This is a genomic window from Pseudothioclava alba (assembly GCF_033100795.1).
Lineage (GTDB): Bacteria > Pseudomonadota > Alphaproteobacteria > Rhodobacterales > Rhodobacteraceae > Pseudothioclava.
Map to the genome: position 1 here is coordinate 181924 of NZ_JAWLVI010000002.1, position 15689 is coordinate 197612.

General features: G+C 60.1%; 19 protein-coding genes. 9 read left to right on the forward strand and 10 right to left on the reverse strand.

Annotated features, from left to right (window positions below):
- Positions 1–110: 110 nt before the first annotated feature.
- From RYZ20_RS06790 to RYZ20_RS06805, 4 genes are all read left to right on the forward strand, one after another.
- Positions 111–1133, forward strand: a complete 1023-nt coding sequence (locus RYZ20_RS06790; RefSeq protein ID WP_317671741.1) for a glycosyltransferase family 2 protein — start codon at positions 111–113, stop codon at positions 1131–1133.
- Positions 1134–1343: 210 nt separating this feature from the next.
- Positions 1344–2336 (forward strand): glycosyltransferase family 2 protein, encoded by a 993-nt coding sequence (locus RYZ20_RS06795; RefSeq protein WP_317672193.1) that lies wholly within the window; start codon positions 1344–1346, stop codon positions 2334–2336.
- 10 nt (positions 2337–2346) lie between these two features.
- Positions 2347–4047 (forward strand): DUF5927 domain-containing protein, encoded by a 1701-nt coding sequence (locus tag RYZ20_RS06800; protein WP_317671743.1) that lies wholly within the window; start codon positions 2347–2349, stop codon positions 4045–4047.
- A gap of 40 nt (positions 4048–4087) precedes the next feature.
- Positions 4088–5443 carry a nodulation protein NodH gene (locus RYZ20_RS06805; RefSeq protein ID WP_317671745.1) on the forward strand — a complete coding sequence of 452 codons (1356 nt, stop codon included), beginning with the start codon at positions 4088–4090 and terminating at the stop codon, positions 5441–5443.
- Here RYZ20_RS06805 and RYZ20_RS06810 read toward each other — a convergent pair whose 3' ends face one another.
- From RYZ20_RS06810 to RYZ20_RS06850, 9 genes are all read right to left on the reverse strand, one after another.
- The gene (locus tag RYZ20_RS06810; protein ID WP_317671747.1) at positions 5444–5908 is read right to left on the reverse strand and encodes a PTS sugar transporter subunit IIA; all 465 of its coding nucleotides are present in this window, start codon (positions 5906–5908) and stop codon (positions 5444–5446) included. It lies immediately after the preceding gene.
- 35 nt (positions 5909–5943) lie between these two features.
- The gene (hpf, locus tag RYZ20_RS06815; protein WP_317671749.1) at positions 5944–6519 is read right to left on the reverse strand and encodes a ribosome hibernation-promoting factor, HPF/YfiA family; all 576 of its coding nucleotides are present in this window, start codon (positions 6517–6519) and stop codon (positions 5944–5946) included.
- Positions 6520–6766: 247 nt separating this feature from the next.
- Positions 6767–7528, reverse strand: coding sequence for an LPS export ABC transporter ATP-binding protein (lptB, locus tag RYZ20_RS06820; protein WP_317671751.1), 762 nt, complete (start codon positions 7526–7528; stop codon positions 6767–6769).
- The gene (gene lptA, locus RYZ20_RS06825; RefSeq protein ID WP_317671753.1) at positions 7528–8013 is read right to left on the reverse strand and encodes a lipopolysaccharide transport periplasmic protein LptA; all 486 of its coding nucleotides are present in this window, start codon (positions 8011–8013) and stop codon (positions 7528–7530) included. The genes lptB and lptA overlap by 1 nt, the downstream gene beginning before the upstream one ends.
- Positions 8014–8021: 8 nt before the next feature.
- A complete protein-coding gene (locus RYZ20_RS06830) occupies positions 8022–8624 on the reverse strand; it encodes a hypothetical protein (protein WP_317671755.1) in 603 nt (200 codons plus the stop codon).
- A complete protein-coding gene (locus tag RYZ20_RS06835) occupies positions 8624–9580 on the reverse strand; it encodes a KpsF/GutQ family sugar-phosphate isomerase (RefSeq protein ID WP_317671757.1) in 957 nt (318 codons plus the stop codon). The genes RYZ20_RS06830 and RYZ20_RS06835 overlap by 1 nt, the downstream gene beginning before the upstream one ends.
- Positions 9561–10175, reverse strand: coding sequence for a ribonuclease D (locus RYZ20_RS06840; protein WP_317671759.1), 615 nt, complete (start codon positions 10173–10175; stop codon positions 9561–9563). The genes RYZ20_RS06835 and RYZ20_RS06840 overlap by 20 nt, the downstream gene beginning before the upstream one ends.
- Before the next feature lie 80 nt (positions 10176–10255).
- The gene (gene rfbA / locus RYZ20_RS06845; protein ID WP_317671761.1) at positions 10256–11140 is read right to left on the reverse strand and encodes a glucose-1-phosphate thymidylyltransferase RfbA; all 885 of its coding nucleotides are present in this window, start codon (positions 11138–11140) and stop codon (positions 10256–10258) included.
- Positions 11137–11790 (reverse strand): SDR family oxidoreductase, encoded by a 654-nt coding sequence (locus tag RYZ20_RS06850; protein WP_317672195.1) that lies wholly within the window; start codon positions 11788–11790, stop codon positions 11137–11139. Before RYZ20_RS06850 ends, rfbA begins: the two co-directional genes overlap by 4 nt.
- Here RYZ20_RS06850 and RYZ20_RS06855 point away from each other — a divergent pair.
- Genes RYZ20_RS06855 through fliP form a run of 4 tightly spaced genes read left to right on the forward strand, consistent with a single transcriptional unit; the run spans position 11740 to position 13843 of the window.
- On the forward strand, positions 11740–12246 hold the full coding sequence (locus RYZ20_RS06855; RefSeq protein ID WP_411572335.1) for a hypothetical protein: 507 nt from the start codon (positions 11740–11742) through the stop codon (positions 12244–12246). The genes RYZ20_RS06850 and RYZ20_RS06855 overlap by 51 nt on opposite strands.
- Positions 12246–12848: a FliH/SctL family protein gene (locus RYZ20_RS06860; protein ID WP_317671763.1), complete on the forward strand. Its 603-nt coding sequence runs from the start codon at positions 12246–12248 to the stop codon at positions 12846–12848. The genes RYZ20_RS06855 and RYZ20_RS06860 overlap by 1 nt, the downstream gene beginning before the upstream one ends.
- Complete coding sequence (locus RYZ20_RS06865; protein ID WP_411572340.1) at positions 12841–13119, forward strand: FliM/FliN family flagellar motor switch protein; 279 nt, start codon at positions 12841–12843, stop codon at positions 13117–13119. Before RYZ20_RS06860 ends, RYZ20_RS06865 begins: the two co-directional genes overlap by 8 nt.
- A 1-nt stretch (position 13120) precedes the next feature.
- Complete coding sequence (fliP, locus tag RYZ20_RS06870; RefSeq protein ID WP_317671767.1) at positions 13121–13843, forward strand: flagellar type III secretion system pore protein FliP; 723 nt, start codon at positions 13121–13123, stop codon at positions 13841–13843.
- Positions 13844–13887: 44 nt separating this feature from the next.
- Here fliP and RYZ20_RS06875 read toward each other — a convergent pair whose 3' ends face one another.
- Positions 13888–15222, reverse strand: a complete 1335-nt coding sequence (locus RYZ20_RS06875) for a FliI/YscN family ATPase (protein WP_317671769.1) — start codon at positions 15220–15222, stop codon at positions 13888–13890.
- Between the two features lie 80 nt (positions 15223–15302).
- Between RYZ20_RS06875 and RYZ20_RS06880 the strand changes: the two genes are divergently transcribed.
- On the forward strand, positions 15303–15689 hold the full coding sequence (locus tag RYZ20_RS06880) for a FlgB family protein (RefSeq protein WP_317671772.1): 387 nt from the start codon (positions 15303–15305) through the stop codon (positions 15687–15689).

Here is a 15689-nt window from a genome sequence, read left to right on the forward strand (position 1 = left end):
AGGCGCCCGCTTGGTGCCTGCGTTTTATTTTGTGCGTTTTCCTTGACGCTGGTAACACGGGCCCGAGTATGCCACCAAATCCGGCAGGTCAGTGAAGGGTGGGTGGCCCGATGGTGTCACTTGAAAAATTGCGGGAAGCCTATCGTCAGCGCCTGAAGCGTCGCCGTCTGCTTTGGCGTGCGCTCCGTAGTCGCCACGGGCTGACCCTGCGCAGCGACCGGACGGGCAATATCCACAAGACGGATATTCTCCTGTTTATCTGCCTGCGTAACGAGGCGCCGCGCCTGCCCTATTTTCTGGAGCATTACCGCAAGCTTGGCGTCAATCATTTCCTTGTCGTAGATAATGCCTCCTCCGATGGGAGCGCAGACCTTCTGGCCGTGCAGCCCGATGTCTCGCTCTGGCAGACCGCGCGTAGCTATAAGGCCGCGCGCTTCGGGATGGATTGGGTCAACCATCTGCTTGCCCGCTACGGGGCGGGGCATTGGTGCCTGACAGTCGATGCCGATGAGCTGCTGGTCTACCCGCATTGTGACGCGGCCCCCCTGCCCGTGCTGACCGGCTGGCTTGACCGGCGGGGCGTGCCGATGATGGCCGCGACAATGCTTGACCTCTACCCCAAGGGGCCGCTGTCAGAGGCGCGCTACTCCGCCGGACAAGATCCGACGGACGCCCTGCCCTATTTTGATGCGACTGGATACGACCGCACACCCTTGCCGCGCTATCAGGCCACCTCGATCCGCGGCGGCCCGCGCAAGCGGGTGTTCTTTGCCGATCAGCCCGAGCGCGCCCCCCATCTGCACAAGACGCCGCTGATCCGCTGGCACTGGCGCTATGCCTACCTCAGCTCGACCCATATTGCGCTGCCCGGCAACTTGAACCGGGGCTTCGACGCCCCCGATCTCCCGACAGGTGTCCTGCTGCACACGAAATTTCTGGACGGTATTATCGAGCGTTCGCGCGAGGAAAAGTCTCGCGGCGAGCATTTCACCCATTCCGAGCGCTATCACGACTATTACAACGCGATCATCGCCGACCCCGATCTGTGGCACGCAGACGCAGGTCACTACGATGGCCCCGGACAACTGAAAGACGCGGGACTGATGCAATCCGGCCTCTGGTCAGGGGAATGATTGTATCTCGTGCAGATACAATGGTTTACGCACTCGAAAACTAAGCGTATTCTTAACCCATCATCGGGCAGGTGATCCGCAGCGGTATCGCTGAACATTCGCGCATGCACAGGTTTCTCGTCATGGGACAATTAACCCTGACGAAAGGAAACATCTGCATGACTGTATTCTGCGGATCTATAGGGACGGAGCGTGAAACTCAGACGGCTCATCAGGCTGCGCAGGCAGCGGCGTCTACAACAATTCCGGGCTTTCCGTAAGCGCCGGGAGTTGCGCCCTGTTGCCGACCGCACTGCGCATATCAAATCCGGTGATGTGCTGGTTTTCGTGACGCAGCGGAACGAGCGTATTCGCCTGCCCTACTTCCTGCGTTACTACCGTAGCATGGGTGTTGCGCATTTCCTGTTCGTGGATAACGACTCGGATGACGGCTCGCGCGAGTATCTGGCCGAACAGGCGGATTGCTCGGTCTGGACGACGACGCACTCGTATAAATCTTCGCAGTTCGGGGTCGATTGGATCAACTGGCTCTTGCGCAAATACGGGGTCGGGCACTGGACGCTGACGCTCGATCCGGACGAGTTCTTCGTCTACCCGTTCTGTGATACGCGCCCGATCGGGGCGCTGACGGACTGGCTCGACAGCTATGAAATCCGGTCCTTTCCGGCGATGCTTCTGGATATGTATCCGAAAGGGCCGATTGATGCTCAGCCCTATCGTGAAGGCCAGAACCCGTTCGAGATCGCCTGCTGGTTCGACAGCGGCAACTATATGATTTCGAAAAACAAAAGCATGCAGAATCTGTGGATTCAGGGCGGCGCCCGTGCACGCATGTATTTTCCTGACGATCCGGAAAGTGCCCCCTCGCTCAATAAAATCCCGCTGGTTCGATGGGAGCGTGGCTTCGTCTACACCTCGTCTACGCACATGCTTTTGCCGCGCGGGCTGAACAAGGTTTACGACGAATGGGGCGGTGAGATGGTGTCCGGCTGCCTGTTGCATGCCAAGTTCCTCTCGCCGCTGACCGACAAGGTCGCGGAAGAGCTGGACCGCCAGCAGCACTACGCCGAATCGCGCGAATATCGCGCCTATGCGGAAACGATGGAGAACCGGACGGACCTTTGGTGCAAATGGTCCGAGCGTTACATCAACTGGCGCCAGCTCGAGATTCTCGGGCTGATGTCCAAGGGCAACTGGGCATGAGGGGGCGCGGATGACAGTCGGCTTCATCATGATGTGCCACACCGCGCTGGACCGCGCCGCGCAGGTCGCCCGCTACTGGGCAGAGGGCGGCGCGCCGGTGGTGATCCATGTGGATCGTCGCACCAAAGAGCACGACTATCTCGCGCTGACCAGAACGCTGGCCGACCTTGAGAATGTCTCGTTTTCCAGGCGCTTCAAATGCGAGTGGGGGACATGGTCGCTGGTCGAGGCGGCGCAGGCAGCCTCGGAGCAGATGCTCGAGCGCCACGCCGACGTGCGCCATGTCTATCTGGCTTCTGGCTCGTGTCTGCCGTTGCGGCCCTTGCAGGATATGGTCGAGTATCTGAACGCCCGCCCCTACACCGACTTCATCGAAAGCGTCACCACGACCGAGGTGGACTGGACAACTGGCGGCATCGGGATCGAGCGCTTCACCCTGCGCTTCCCGTTCTCATGGAAGAAACAGCGCCGCTTGTTCGACCGCTATGTCGATCTTCAACGCCGCGTCGGGTTCAAGCGCCAAATCCCCGACGGGCTGATCCCGCACCTGGGCTCGCAATGGTGGTGCCTGACGCGCCAGACGCTTAGCGCGATCCTGCAAGACCCCGAGCGTCCGTTGTATGACGCCTACTTCCGCAAAGTCTGGATCCCCGACGAAAGCTATTTCCAGACGCTTGCGCGGCTCTATGCTACCTCGATCGAAAGCCGGTCTCTGACGCTGTCGAAGTTCGACTTTCAGGGCAAGCCGCACATCTTCTACGACGACCACCTGCAACTTTTGCGACGCTCGGATTGCTTTGTCGCGCGCAAAATCTGGCCCAAGGCGGATCGCCTTTATTCGACCTTCCTGCGTCACCGCAGCGACGGCGAGAAACAGGCCGAGCCAAACCCGGCGAAAATTGACCGTCTGTTTTCCAAAGCGGTCGAGCGGCGGACCAAAGGGCGCCCGGGCCTTTACATGCAATCCCGCTTCCCGATCAAAGACCGTGAAAACGGCAAGACCTCGGCCCCTTATTCGGTGTTTCAGGGCTTTTCCGATCTGTTCGAGAATTTCGAAGGCTGGCTGTCGAAATACGTTGGCGCGCGGGTGCATGGCCACCTGTTCGGCCCCGAGCGCGCGGAGTTCGCGGGCGGCGAGCGCATCTTCAACGGCTGCATGACCGATAGCGCGGCGCTGCGCGACTATAACCCCAAGGCGTTTCTGACGAACGTCATCTGGAACTCGCGCGGTGAACGGCAGTGCTTTATGTATAGTCCGCGTGACACGCAGCAGGACATCGACTGGTTCACCGCGACCGACCCGAACGCCCAAATCTCGGTAATTTCGGGGGCGTGGGCCGTGCCTTTGTTCCGATCAAACCAGAATTTCGCGATTATCCGGCGCGAGGCTGCGCGACTCCAGCAGATCGAAATCGAGCATCTGAACATCCTGCGATCCATGTATGTAAAGGCGCGGGTGCGTATCTGGACGATGGCCGACTTCATCGAAAACCCGATGGAGCCGCTGCAAACCATCATCGACGAGATTTCCCCGCGCGCCACGCGCCGCCTGACCGAAGTGCCGCAGATGGTCGACCTGACGGGCTTTGGCCAGTTTTTGCAGAACCTGAAAAATCAGGGGATGCAGCCGCGTCTGATGGGCGATTTCCCGATGGGTGACGACCCCTCTCCGAAACTACCGCGCCGCGGGCGCCCCTATCTGGTAAAGTGATCCGATGCCAAACTTTGACAGCTTTGTCCTATTGGCCGAAATGCGCACTGGCTCCAATCTGGTGGAGGCAGCGCTGAACCTGCTGGACGGCGTGACCTGCTTTGGCGAGGCGTTCAATCCGGTTCTGATCGGCTATCCCAGCCGCAAGGACATGTTGGGCATCACCAAAGACGAACGCGACGCGGACCCCAAGCAGCTTTGGAAGGCACTCCGCAAAGCCGAGGGGCTGAACGGGTGCCGCTATTTCCACGACCACGATCCCCGCATCCTTGACACGATGCTGGACGACCCGCGCTGCGCCAAGATCATCCTGACCCGCAACCCGATCGAAAGCTATGTCAGCCTGAAAATCGCCCGCGCCACCGGCCAGTGGAAGCTTGGCGACGCCAAACACCGCAAGGCCGCCAGCGCACAGTTCGATGCGGTCGAATTCGAGGAGCACCTGGAGGGGCTTCAGGGTTTCCAGATCCGGCTGATGAACCATTTGCAACGCAGTGGGCAAACGGCATTCTATATCGACTACGAGGATGCGCAGGATCTGGATGTGCTGAACGGTCTGGCCGCGTGGCTGGGCGTGGAATCGCGGCTTACAGCCCTGCCTGATTCCCTGGTCGTCCAGAACCCCGAGCCGCTTGAGGCCAAGGTCGCCAACTTCGCTGCGATGGAGGCATCGCTCTCGCGGCTTGACCGTTTCAACCTGTCGCGCACCCCGAATTTCGAACCCCGCCGCGGGCCGGCCGTGCCCGGCTTCATCGCCTGCAAGGAGGCGGGGCTTTTGTATATGCCGATCCGGCCTGCTCTCAGCGCACCGATCCGTGACTGGATGGCCGGCATTGGCCCGCTGGAGGAAGGCTTCTCGCAAAAGACCTTGCGCCAGTGGAAGCGTAAACACACCGGCCACCGCAGCTTTACGGTTGTCCGGCACCCGTTGATGCGCGCGCATCTGGCGCTGAATGCGGTTCTGCATCGTGACGCGATGGCCGAAACCCGGGCGATACTCCGCAAGGCCTATAAGCTGCCTTTGCCCGCCGAGGGGGATGCAGCGAAGGACTATGCCGCGCTGCTGGTCGCTTTTCTTGGCTGGCTCAAGGCGAATATCAACGGTCAGACCTCACTTCCCGTGCGGGATATATGGGCGACGCAATCGGCGCATGTTCAGGGGTTTGCACAATTCGCCCTGCCCGACCTGATTATCCGCGAAGACCGTCTGGCCGAGGATCTGGCCTATCTCGCCACAGCGGCGGGGGTCGATGCCCCCCCGTTGCCCGACTTTGACGGGGATACGGGTGAGATCAAGCTGGCGGATATCTGGGAGCCCGGGCTAGAAGCCGCCGCGCGCGAAACCTATCCGCGTGACTTCATGCAATTCGGGTTCGAGGATTGGAAAGCGGCCTGATCAGGCCGCCTGAACGCCCTGCGCTGCCGTCAGGACAGCGTGGAGCGTCGCCGGATCGGAGTTTGCCCGCAGCTTGGCGCAGGTTTCCGCAGACCGCATCGTGCGCGAGACAAGAGCCAGCGCTTTCAGATGCTCAACCCCCGAATCCTTGGGGGCGAAGAGCGCAAAAACCAGATCGACGGGCAGACGATCCACCGCATCGAAATCAAGTTGCTTTTCAAGACGCAGGAAAACGCCAACCACGCGGTTAAGACCGTGCAGGCGGGCATGTGGCAGGGCCACCCCATGACCCACGCCGGTCGGTCCGAGGCTCTCACGCTCTTGCAGCGCATCGACCGTCTGGGCCGCATCCAGCCCGTAGGCTGAATGCGCGATTTCACCAAGATCCTGGAACAGGCGCTTCTTGCTCGTGACGTTGTTCAGCACCTTAACGGCGCCCGGCAAGAGCAGGTTAGACAAATCCATAAGCTTCGACTTTTCCACGCCCGTTTTCAGGACATTTATTTGCTGTTACGCGGGTCGATCCAGCCGACATTGCCGTCTTCGCGGCGATGCACGACGTTGACCCCGCCATGTTTCTCGTTGCGGAAGACAAGCAAATCGGCACCGGACAGCTCCATCTGCATCACCGCTTCGCCAACCGAGATCGTGGGGACTTTGGTCTCCATCTCGGCGACGATGATCGGCGAGAGACCGCCGCCATCAGCACCCGACTCATCTTCATCCGCGGCGAGCACATACATGCCTGCGGCGCCAAATTCAACCGGCTCCGAACGTTCCTTGTGGTGATCCTTCAGGCGGCGCTTGTGGCGGCGCAGCTGCTTATCCATCTTTTCACGGCACGATTCGAAGGCCGCATACACCTCGGTCGCGTGACCTTTGGCCGTTGCGGTCAGGCCGGTCGACAGGTGAACAGTCGCCTCGCAAAGAAACTCATGGGCATTTTTCGAGAACACCACCGTGGCATCGGTCGGGCGCTGAGAATATTTCTCAACGGTCTCACCGAGTTCGGCTTTTACATGGGTTTGCAGTGCGTCGCCCACGTCGAGTTGTTTGCCGCTGATTTGGTAGCGCATGGCTTCTCCTTCACGTCGTCAGTGCCTGAACCCGAACCAATCACGGCCGGGTTGCAGAGCGGTTAAATCTCTTGAAAAAACAGCGTTCGACATCCGGTCTCTTCTTTCAGGTTGAGCGAATTGGGGCCGGAAATCCTGCCGCGATTGCGCATTTGAGAAGGGGCGGTGTTCACGCATTTGTCTTATTTGGGAACGGATCGGCGCCAGTGTCAACGGGGCAGTTTCGCTGCGGCGCAAAAGGATGCGCTTAGATGATCCGGAAGTTCTGGCCCAGATAGACGCGGCGCACATTCTCATCGGCGACGACCTCGTCGGTCGTGCCCGACATGAGCACTTTGCCATCGTGCAAAATATACGCACGATCCACGATTTCGAGGGTTTCGCGCACGTTATGGTCGGTAATCAGAACACCGATGCCCCGCTCTTTCAGTTGCGCAACCAGTTGCCGGATTTCGCCAACGGCAATTGGATCGACCCCCGCAAAAGGTTCGTCCAGCAAAAGATATTTCGGATCAGCGGCCAGACAGCGCGCGATCTCGACCCGACGCCGCTCGCCGCCCGACAGCGCCAGCGCGGGCGCCTGACGCAAATGCCCGATCGAGAAGTCGCCGAGCAATTCTTCCAGACGCTCGCGCCGATGATGCGGCTCATCCAGCACAATCTCGAGCACGGCCATGATGTTTTGCTCGACCGTCAGCCCCCGAAAAATCGAGTTTTCCTGCGGCAGATAGCCAATCCCCATCCGCGCGCGGCGATACATCGGCAACTGCGTCACATCCTGCCCGTCGATGGTGACGCGGCCCGCATCAGGTGTAATCAGCCCCGCGATATTGTAAAAGCAGGTCGTCTTGCCCGAGCCGTTCGGCCCTAGCAAAGCCACGGCCTCTCCCTGGCGCAAGGCCAGCGACACGCCACGGATCACGGGGCGGCGGCGATAGGATTTGTGAAGCCCTTCAACCTCAAGCCCCCGCGCTTCGGCCGGGGCGATATTCGTTACGGTTGCGGACATTACTTCTCCTTCGGGGTCAGGATGGTCTTTACGCGGCCATCCATCTGCCCCTTACCCGTCACCAGATCCACACTCAGCCGGTTGCCCGTCATCACATTGCCGCCCTGCGTCAGCATCACATCGCCCGACATGACAAGCGTCCCCGCGCTGACGTCATAGACGGCCTCGCGCGCCTCGGCGGCCTCTTGCGGCGTCGCCATCGTCACACCACCCGACGCACGCAGGGTCTTGATGGTCGAGCGATCCTCGCCCGCATAATCCACATCCAGCCGCGCCGCGCTCAGCCGCATATCCGCCTGAATGACAATCACATCGCCCGAAAACACCGCCTGCCCGGTCTGGTTATCCACCTCGAGCGTATCGGCATTCACCTCGACCGGCGCATCGGGGTTCGCCCGCAGCCCGCCAAAAGTGATCGACTGCGCCGCAACGGGGTTGGTGGAGATAAGGCAGATCAGGGCAAAAATGCGCGCGGCGGGGAGCATCGGGAACCTCACTTTCCGGGCCAATATATCAACTTGACGCGGTCGTTAAATACCATCTGGCCCGGCGCGCCCTTTTCTGCGCCCGAAAGCCGCATCGAACCGGCGTTGAGTGTGCCGAAAGGCGCCTCGACCGCTACCGCGCCGGGCGATGTGATCTCGGTCGCCTCGGTATTCATCAGCACCTTGTCCGAGCGCATCGCATAGCCGCTGGAAAGCGTCACTGTCACAGCATCCGAAAGCACCAGCCCTGTTTCAAGCGGGTCAAACCGCCCGTCCGCAGCAGCAAGGGCAATCCGAAGCCCCTCTGGCGTGGTCAGTTCGGCCTGCACCGCCTGAACCCGCGCGCCCTGTCCTCCCTCCGGGTCCGGCGCGGCACGCTCGGCAGTTGCGACCAGTGTCGCGCCATCTTCGGTCACACCCGCATATTCGGGCCGGATTACGGCTGCCTCTTGCGCCAGCTTCTCGACATCGACCTCTGCATAGGGGATCGCGGAATAGGGGTCGATCCGGTTGGAAAACAGAAACAGCGTCGACAGCAGCACCAGCGCGATCAGCGGCAAAGTGATCTTTGCAACCCCGATCAGATGCGTGCTGCGACTGCCATAGGCCATCAGACCACCCCTGCGCGCAGGCAGTCGTGGATATGCAAGATGCCAACGGGGCGCCCCTCGTCCACGACAAAAAGACAGGTGATCTTGCGGCTGTTCATCTCTGCCACGGCAGCTTCGGCAAGCTCTGAAGGCCGGATTGTGCGCGGCGCGCGGGTCATTACCTCGCCCGCCGAATGGTCCAGCAGCCCCGCCATATGGCGCCGCAAATCGCCGTCTGTGACAATCCCGATCAAGGCTCCGCCTGCATCGGTCACGCCCACCACGCCAAAGCCCTTCTGGCTAATGGTCAGCAGCGCCTCGGGCATCGGCGTATCCTCGGACACCAGCGGCAGATCGACATGCATCAGGTCGCCCACTTTCGACAGCTTCGCCCCCAGCTTGCCGCCCGGATGGAAGATGCGGAAATGTTCAGGCGTGAAGGCGCGATGCTCCATCAGCGCAACCGCCAGAGCATCCCCCAGCGCCAGCGTCATCGTCGTCGAGGTCGTCGGCACAACGCCCGTGCCGCAGGCCTCGGCTGCGCGCGGCAGAACGATGGCCACATCCGCCTGCGTCAGAAGAGTCGAGTCAGAGCGCGAGGCAACCCCGATCAGCGGAATACGAAAGCGGCGCGTATGCGCGATGATGTCCGACAGTTCGGGCGTCTCGCCCGAGTTCGACAGCACCAGCGCGACGTCATTTTCGGTCACCATCCCCAGATCGCCGTGGCTCGCCTCGGCCGGATGGACGAATTGCGCGGGCGTGCCGGTCGAGGCCAGCGTCGCGGCAATCTTGCGCCCGATATGGCCCGATTTGCCCATGCCCGAAACGATCACCCGCCCCTTGGCGCGCAAAATCACCTCGACCGCATCAACAAAAGAACCGTCCAGCGTGTCAGACAGGGCGCGCAGGCCGTCGGCCTCGATCCCGATGGCCTTGCGGGCGGTGGCCAGAAAATCAGTGGTGGAAGATGTCATTCGGCTCCTCCCACCCGAGCAGATCAAGCTGCGCCCGCGTCGGCAGGAAATCGAAACAGGCCTGCGCCAAACCCATGCGGCCTTCGCGTTCAAGCCGCGTGACCAGAACTTCTTTCAGGCGGTGCAGATACAGAACATCCGAGGCCGCATATTCCAGCTGTGCATCGGTCAGATCCGCCGCGCCCCAGTCCGAGGTCTGCTGCTGCTTGGAAATATCGACGCCCGCCAGCTCTTGCAGCAGGTTCTTCAGTCCGTGGCGATCCGTGAACGTGCGCACCATCTTGGAGGCGATCTTGGTGCAGAACACCGGCGCCGTCACCACGCCGAACGCATTATACAGCGCAGCAACATCAAAGCGGCCAAAGTGGAACAGCTTTTCGACCCCCGGATCAGCCAGCATCGTGCACAAACGCTGCGCCTCTGTCTGGCCCTTGGCGATCTGCACCAGATGGGCGTTCCCGTCACCCGAGCTAAGTTGCACCAGACACAGCCGGTCGCGGCGCGGATCAAGCCCCATGGTTTCGGTATCAATTGCCACCACAGGACCAAGGTCCAGCCCCTCGGGAAGGTCGTTCTTATGCAGATGGATTGCCACGGGTCGTCTCTTTTTCGAAAAATCTGTGCTGCGCCATATAAGCCTTTCGATGCGCCATTGCCAATGCGCGCGTTCTCGCGCTAGCGGCGGCCCTCGGCCTCTCGCACAAGGCGGGCGAGATAGGCGCCATAGCTTGATTTCGCCACCGCATCGGCGCGCGCACGCAACGCATCCAGATCAATCCAGCCCGCCGCATAGGCGATCTCTTCGGGGCACCCCGCCTGAAGCCCCTGACGTTCCTCGAGCGAGCGCACGAAATTCCCTGCATCCAGAAGGCTTGCGTGGGTTCCGGTATCCAGCCAGGCATAGCCTCGCCCCATGGTTTCAACCGTTAGCCCCCCGTCACGCAGGTAATCGTTCAGCAGATCGGCAATTTCCAGCTCTCCTCGCGCCGAGGGGCGGATCTTTGCCGCGCGCACCGGCGCTGAACCATCAAGGAAATAAAGCCCCGTCACCGCGTAATTAGACGGGGGATCGGCAGGTTTTTCGACGATCGCGCGCACGCTGCGGTCAGGTGCGAAATCCAGCACGCCATAGCGCTGCGGATCGGCGACATGATAGCCGAACACCGTGCCCCCCTCCTGTGCATCCGCGCGTTTCAAAAGCTCGGGCAGGCCGTGACCGAAAAACAGGTTGTCCCCCAGCACCATTGCCGAGGGCGCGCCCGCCAGAAAATCCTCTGCCAGAAGATACGCCTGCGCCAGCCCCTCGGGGCGCGGCTGAACGATGTAGGTGAGAGAAACACCCCATTGGGCGCCATCGCCAAGCGCGCGCTCGAACTGCGCACGGTCCTCTGGCGCTGTAATGATGGCGATCTCGCGGATGCCTGCCAGCATCAGGACTGAAAGCGGATAGTAGATCATCGGCTTGTTGTAGATCGGCAAAAGCTGCTTCGAGACACCCACGGTAATCGGATACAGGCGTGTGCCGCTCCCGCCCGCCAGAATGATGCCCTTGTGTTTCATCTCTCGCCCTCCAACTCGCACAAAATAGTGTCAATCGCGGCCCGCCAGTCGGGGCGCCGTAACCCGAAAACAGTCTCTGTTTCACGGCAATCGAGCCGCGAATTATGCGGCCTGACCGCGGGGTGGGGAAAGGCGTCCGAAGAAACCCTCTCCACCGTGCAATCTAGCCCCGCGCGGTTAAAAATCTCTGTCGCAAACCCCGCCCAGCTCGTGTCGGGCGCTCCGGCGAAATGGTAGATGCCGGATTTGTCAGGATCATCGGCCAGCGCTTGTGCGATCGTCAGGCAGGCTGTGGCCAAAGCCTCGGCCGGAGTAGGCCCGCCAATCTGGTCGTCAACCACGCGAATTCGACCCTGTTCCGCCCCCAAACGCAGCATCGTGCGCAGGAAATTGGCCCCATGCGCCGAAAACACCCACGAGGTGCGCAGCACGGCCCAAGCCCCGCCTGCCGCCGTAACGGCCTCTTCGCCGGCACGTTTCGAGCGGCCATAGGCGTTCAGCGGCGCGCAGGCGTCGGCGGGGTTCCAAGGTGTATCGCCGCTACCGACGGTGCAGGGAACACAAGCTGGCAGCCGCGCTCCGAACAGGAGCTGGGTGATTTGCGTGAACTTGTCGCCTCCACGGTCGGCTACACTGAGTCGCGCGGGGATGTGATTACGATCCGCTCAATGGCATTCGAACCGGTGCTTGAGGAAGGCACGCTTGCCGAACCCGGTATGCTCGCCGGTGCAAAGCTGGATATCATGCAGATCATCCAGCTTGTTGTGGCAGCGCTTGTCGCGCTTGTCCTTGGGCTATTCGTCATGCGTCCGATTCTGACCCAGACACCCGTCGCGGTTGCCGGAGAATTGCCCGCGCCGGAGACTGCATCAAGCGACGCACTCACCGGCGAGATCGAGGACACGGGATCTGATCTGTCCGACGGAAATTTCCCGGCGCTCGGCTTCGGCGACTTCGATATGCCGATGGCCATGGGGAACGGGTTTGGCGATGACGCTACAATTGCAGACCCCGTAGATCGTATCAAAAAGCTGATCGAGGAGCGGCAGTCGGAAACCGTCGAGATCCTTCGTAGCTGGATGGAAAATGAAGGGGAGCGAGCATAATGGCTTTCCGCATCAGGCTTGAATCCTTCGAAAACGGAGAAAAAACGGATGAACGCCTCGAACTGGATCAGGCAGAGTTCGAGGAAATCAAACTTGCTGCCTTTGAGAAAGGGTATTCCGCTGGCTGGGAGGATGCTGTTTCCGCCCAGAACGCCGAGACGAAGCGGTTGCATGCCGACCTTGGAAAAAACCTTCAGGAATTAGGGTTTACCTATAACGAGGCGCGGACCCATCTGCTTAGTGCACTCAAGCCTCTGCTTCTGGATATGACGGCCAAGGTGCTTCCGCGTATCGCGCAGACCAGCCTGCCGCAAATTGTCATCGAAGAGCTGATGGAGATCGCGGATGAGATGGCGCAGGCGCCGATTACTATCATCGCCAATCCTGCTGCCGCGGCGCAAGTGCAGGAAATTCTGGAGCGCGACACGCCAATACCCGTCGGCTTCAAGGTTGATCCGACGCTTGGTGATGGACAAGTCGACCTACGCTTCGATCAGATGGAACGCCGCATTGACCTGGGTAGTGTGGTTGCGCGGATAGATAATGCTGTGAAGGCGTATTTTGTTTCAAATAACGAGGAGATCAAAGATGCAGATGCATGAGGCTATTGATCCGAACGGCGCAAACCCGTTCACTCAAATTCCCATCGAAATTACCATTTCGGTGGGTAAGGCGCGCCCTCTTGTCCGTGATTTGTTGCGGCTGAAACGCGATGCCGTTCTGCCTCTTGACCGGCGTGTCGAAGACCCCGTCGAGCTGTATGTCGGTGATAAGTTGATCGCGCGCGGTGAGTTGACCGAACTGGACGGAGATCAATCGGGCCAGCTTGCAGTGCGGCTGACCGAGGTCGCGGACCTTCAGAACGGACTTTAAAATGCGGCTTTTCGTTACGCTGGCCCTGATCGGTCTCGCTGGGCCGGCATTCGCTCAGGAAATCACACTCGATCTGGGGGGCGGTGAGAGCCTTGCCGGCCGCTCGTTATTTCTGATTGCGGGGATCACACTGCTCAGCCTCGCACCTGGGCTGGCGATCATGATCACCTGCTTTCCGTTCATCGTGACCGTGATGTCGATATTGCGTCAGGGATTGGGTTTGCAACAATCTCCGCCGAATATGCTTATAATCAGCCTGTCACTGTTTCTGACATGGTTCATCATGGAACCTGTCATGATGGAAAGCTGGACAAACGGCATTAAACCATTGGTGGACGGGCAGATAGAGCTTGCACCCGCGTTCGATCTTGCGATGGCGCCGTTTCGTACGTTTATGTCAACACGAGCCGATCCGGAAACCTTCGCTCGGTTGAACGATTTGCGTGCAAACGTGTCGCCCTATCAGGGCGCAATGGTAGATGCCCCTTTGTCAACATTGGTTCCCAGCTTCATGCTATCCGAGATCACGCGCGCGTTCGAGATCGGGTTTCTTGTGTTTCTACCATTTTTGATTATCGACCTCGTGGTGTCCGCAGTTCTGATGTCGATGGGGATGATGATGGTTCCGCCCGCCGTTGTGGCGTTGCCGTTCAAGCTAGCGTTTTTCGTTGTCGCCGATGGCTGGACCTTGCTTTCCGACGCTTTGGTGCGCAGCTATTTCTGATCGCGCGACCCCGTCACTATTCGAGAGCAGCGGGGATATGCAGATCAAGCTCTCTGAGGTTGAGCCTTTGAGAGGACATCGAACAACCGCTTGAAACTGTTCTCGGTATCCTGTTCTTCGTCCTCCGCGATGAATGCGTCAAGATCGGGCCAGACATTGATTGCAGCGTCGATCAATGGGTCCGATCCGGTTGAATACAGCCCTGCCTGAACCATCATTTCGGCCCGCGCATAGGCGCCAAGATATTTGCGAGCCTGACCGATCATTGCATTTTCCGCTGCGGATGCCGCAGCGGGCAACGAACGCGAAACGGACCTTAATAAATCCACGGCTGGAAAACGCCCGCGCTCTGCGATCTGTCGATCAAGCACAACGTGTCCGTCCAGCACGCCGCGAAGAATATCGGCAACGGGTTCCTCCATATCCGAACCCGCCACAAGAACCGAAAAAACCGCAGTAATATCGCCGGCATCATCCAGCCCAGGTCCCGCACGCTCTGCCAGTGCCATGATCTGCTGCGAGAGCGATGGCGGATAGCCCCGCAGGCTGGCAGATTCGCCACCGGAAAGCGCTACCTCCCGGTGCGCCTCGGCGAAGCGCGTGATGCTATCGGCCAGAAACAGAACCTGCTTGCCCTGATCGCGAAAATGCTCGGCCACGGCCATTGCCGACCACGCGCAACGCCGTCTTACAAGGGGGGACTGGTCCGAAGTTGCGGCCACGATAACCGAGCGTTTCATTCCGGCGTCACCCAGAACTTCTTCGACGAACTCACGCAACTCGCGCCCGCGCTCTCCGATCAGCGCAATAACCACAACGTCCGCGGCGACACCCCGCGCGAACTTTGCTAGCAGCGATGATTTGCCGACGCCCGAGCCCGCGAAAAGGCCGATACGCTGGCCGCGCACCAGGGGAAGCAACGTATTAAATGCGGCCATCCCCGTTTCAAGCCGTTCCCCAAGCCGTTTCCGCAAGGCCGCAGCCGGAGGTGGGCTGCGCAACTCGCGTTCATGCGTGCCGCGCATGAGGGGATGGTTATCAAGCGGATGCCCGAACGGATCAACAATCCGGCCGATCCAGCTATTATCCGGCGCGATGCCCGCCTGCCCAAGGAGCTCGACACGGTTGCCGATTGCGACCCCCTCGAACGATCCGTCCGGCAGAAGCGTGATTTTGTCTTGCTTGAGAGCCAGCACCTCTGCTTCGATATGGCGACCGGACACGAGGTGTATCCGCGCCCGATCGCCCAACGCAGCACAGGAAGACAGGCCGCTTACGTCGATAGTGCCGCTTGAGATCGCGTGGATGCGCCCGATGCTTTGCGTTGACCCGAAAGACGATATCTCGGCTTGCAGGTGATCAAAGTTCAGTTCCGCCATTCTGGCCCTCCTGTGCTCGCAAACCTTTTCTAAACGATTCTCCCTTAATCCTTGGTTGATAGCTCGGAGGAGAAGCCCCGATGTTTGGAAAACTCGATATCTTTCAGATGGCTCAGTCGATGGCGTCGCATGCTGCGTTTCGCCAGACCGCGATCAATCAGAATATCGCGAATGCGGATACGCCCGGTTACAAGGCGCTTGATACCGCATCATTCGCGCAGACCTATGAAACCCAGACGGGAAGCCCGATGCACGCGACTCGTTCGGGTCATTTGGGCTTTGACGCAACGGTTCGCAGCGAGATGGCAGAGCGGTCTGACCCCGGCGTCGGATCGCCCAACGGAAACACCGTTTCGATCGAAGATGAAATGGTGACGGGCGTCGAGGTCAAGCGACAGCACGACCTGGCCCTCGCCATCTATAAATCATCCCTCAACATCATGCGCAGCAGTCTTGGAAGGGGTTGA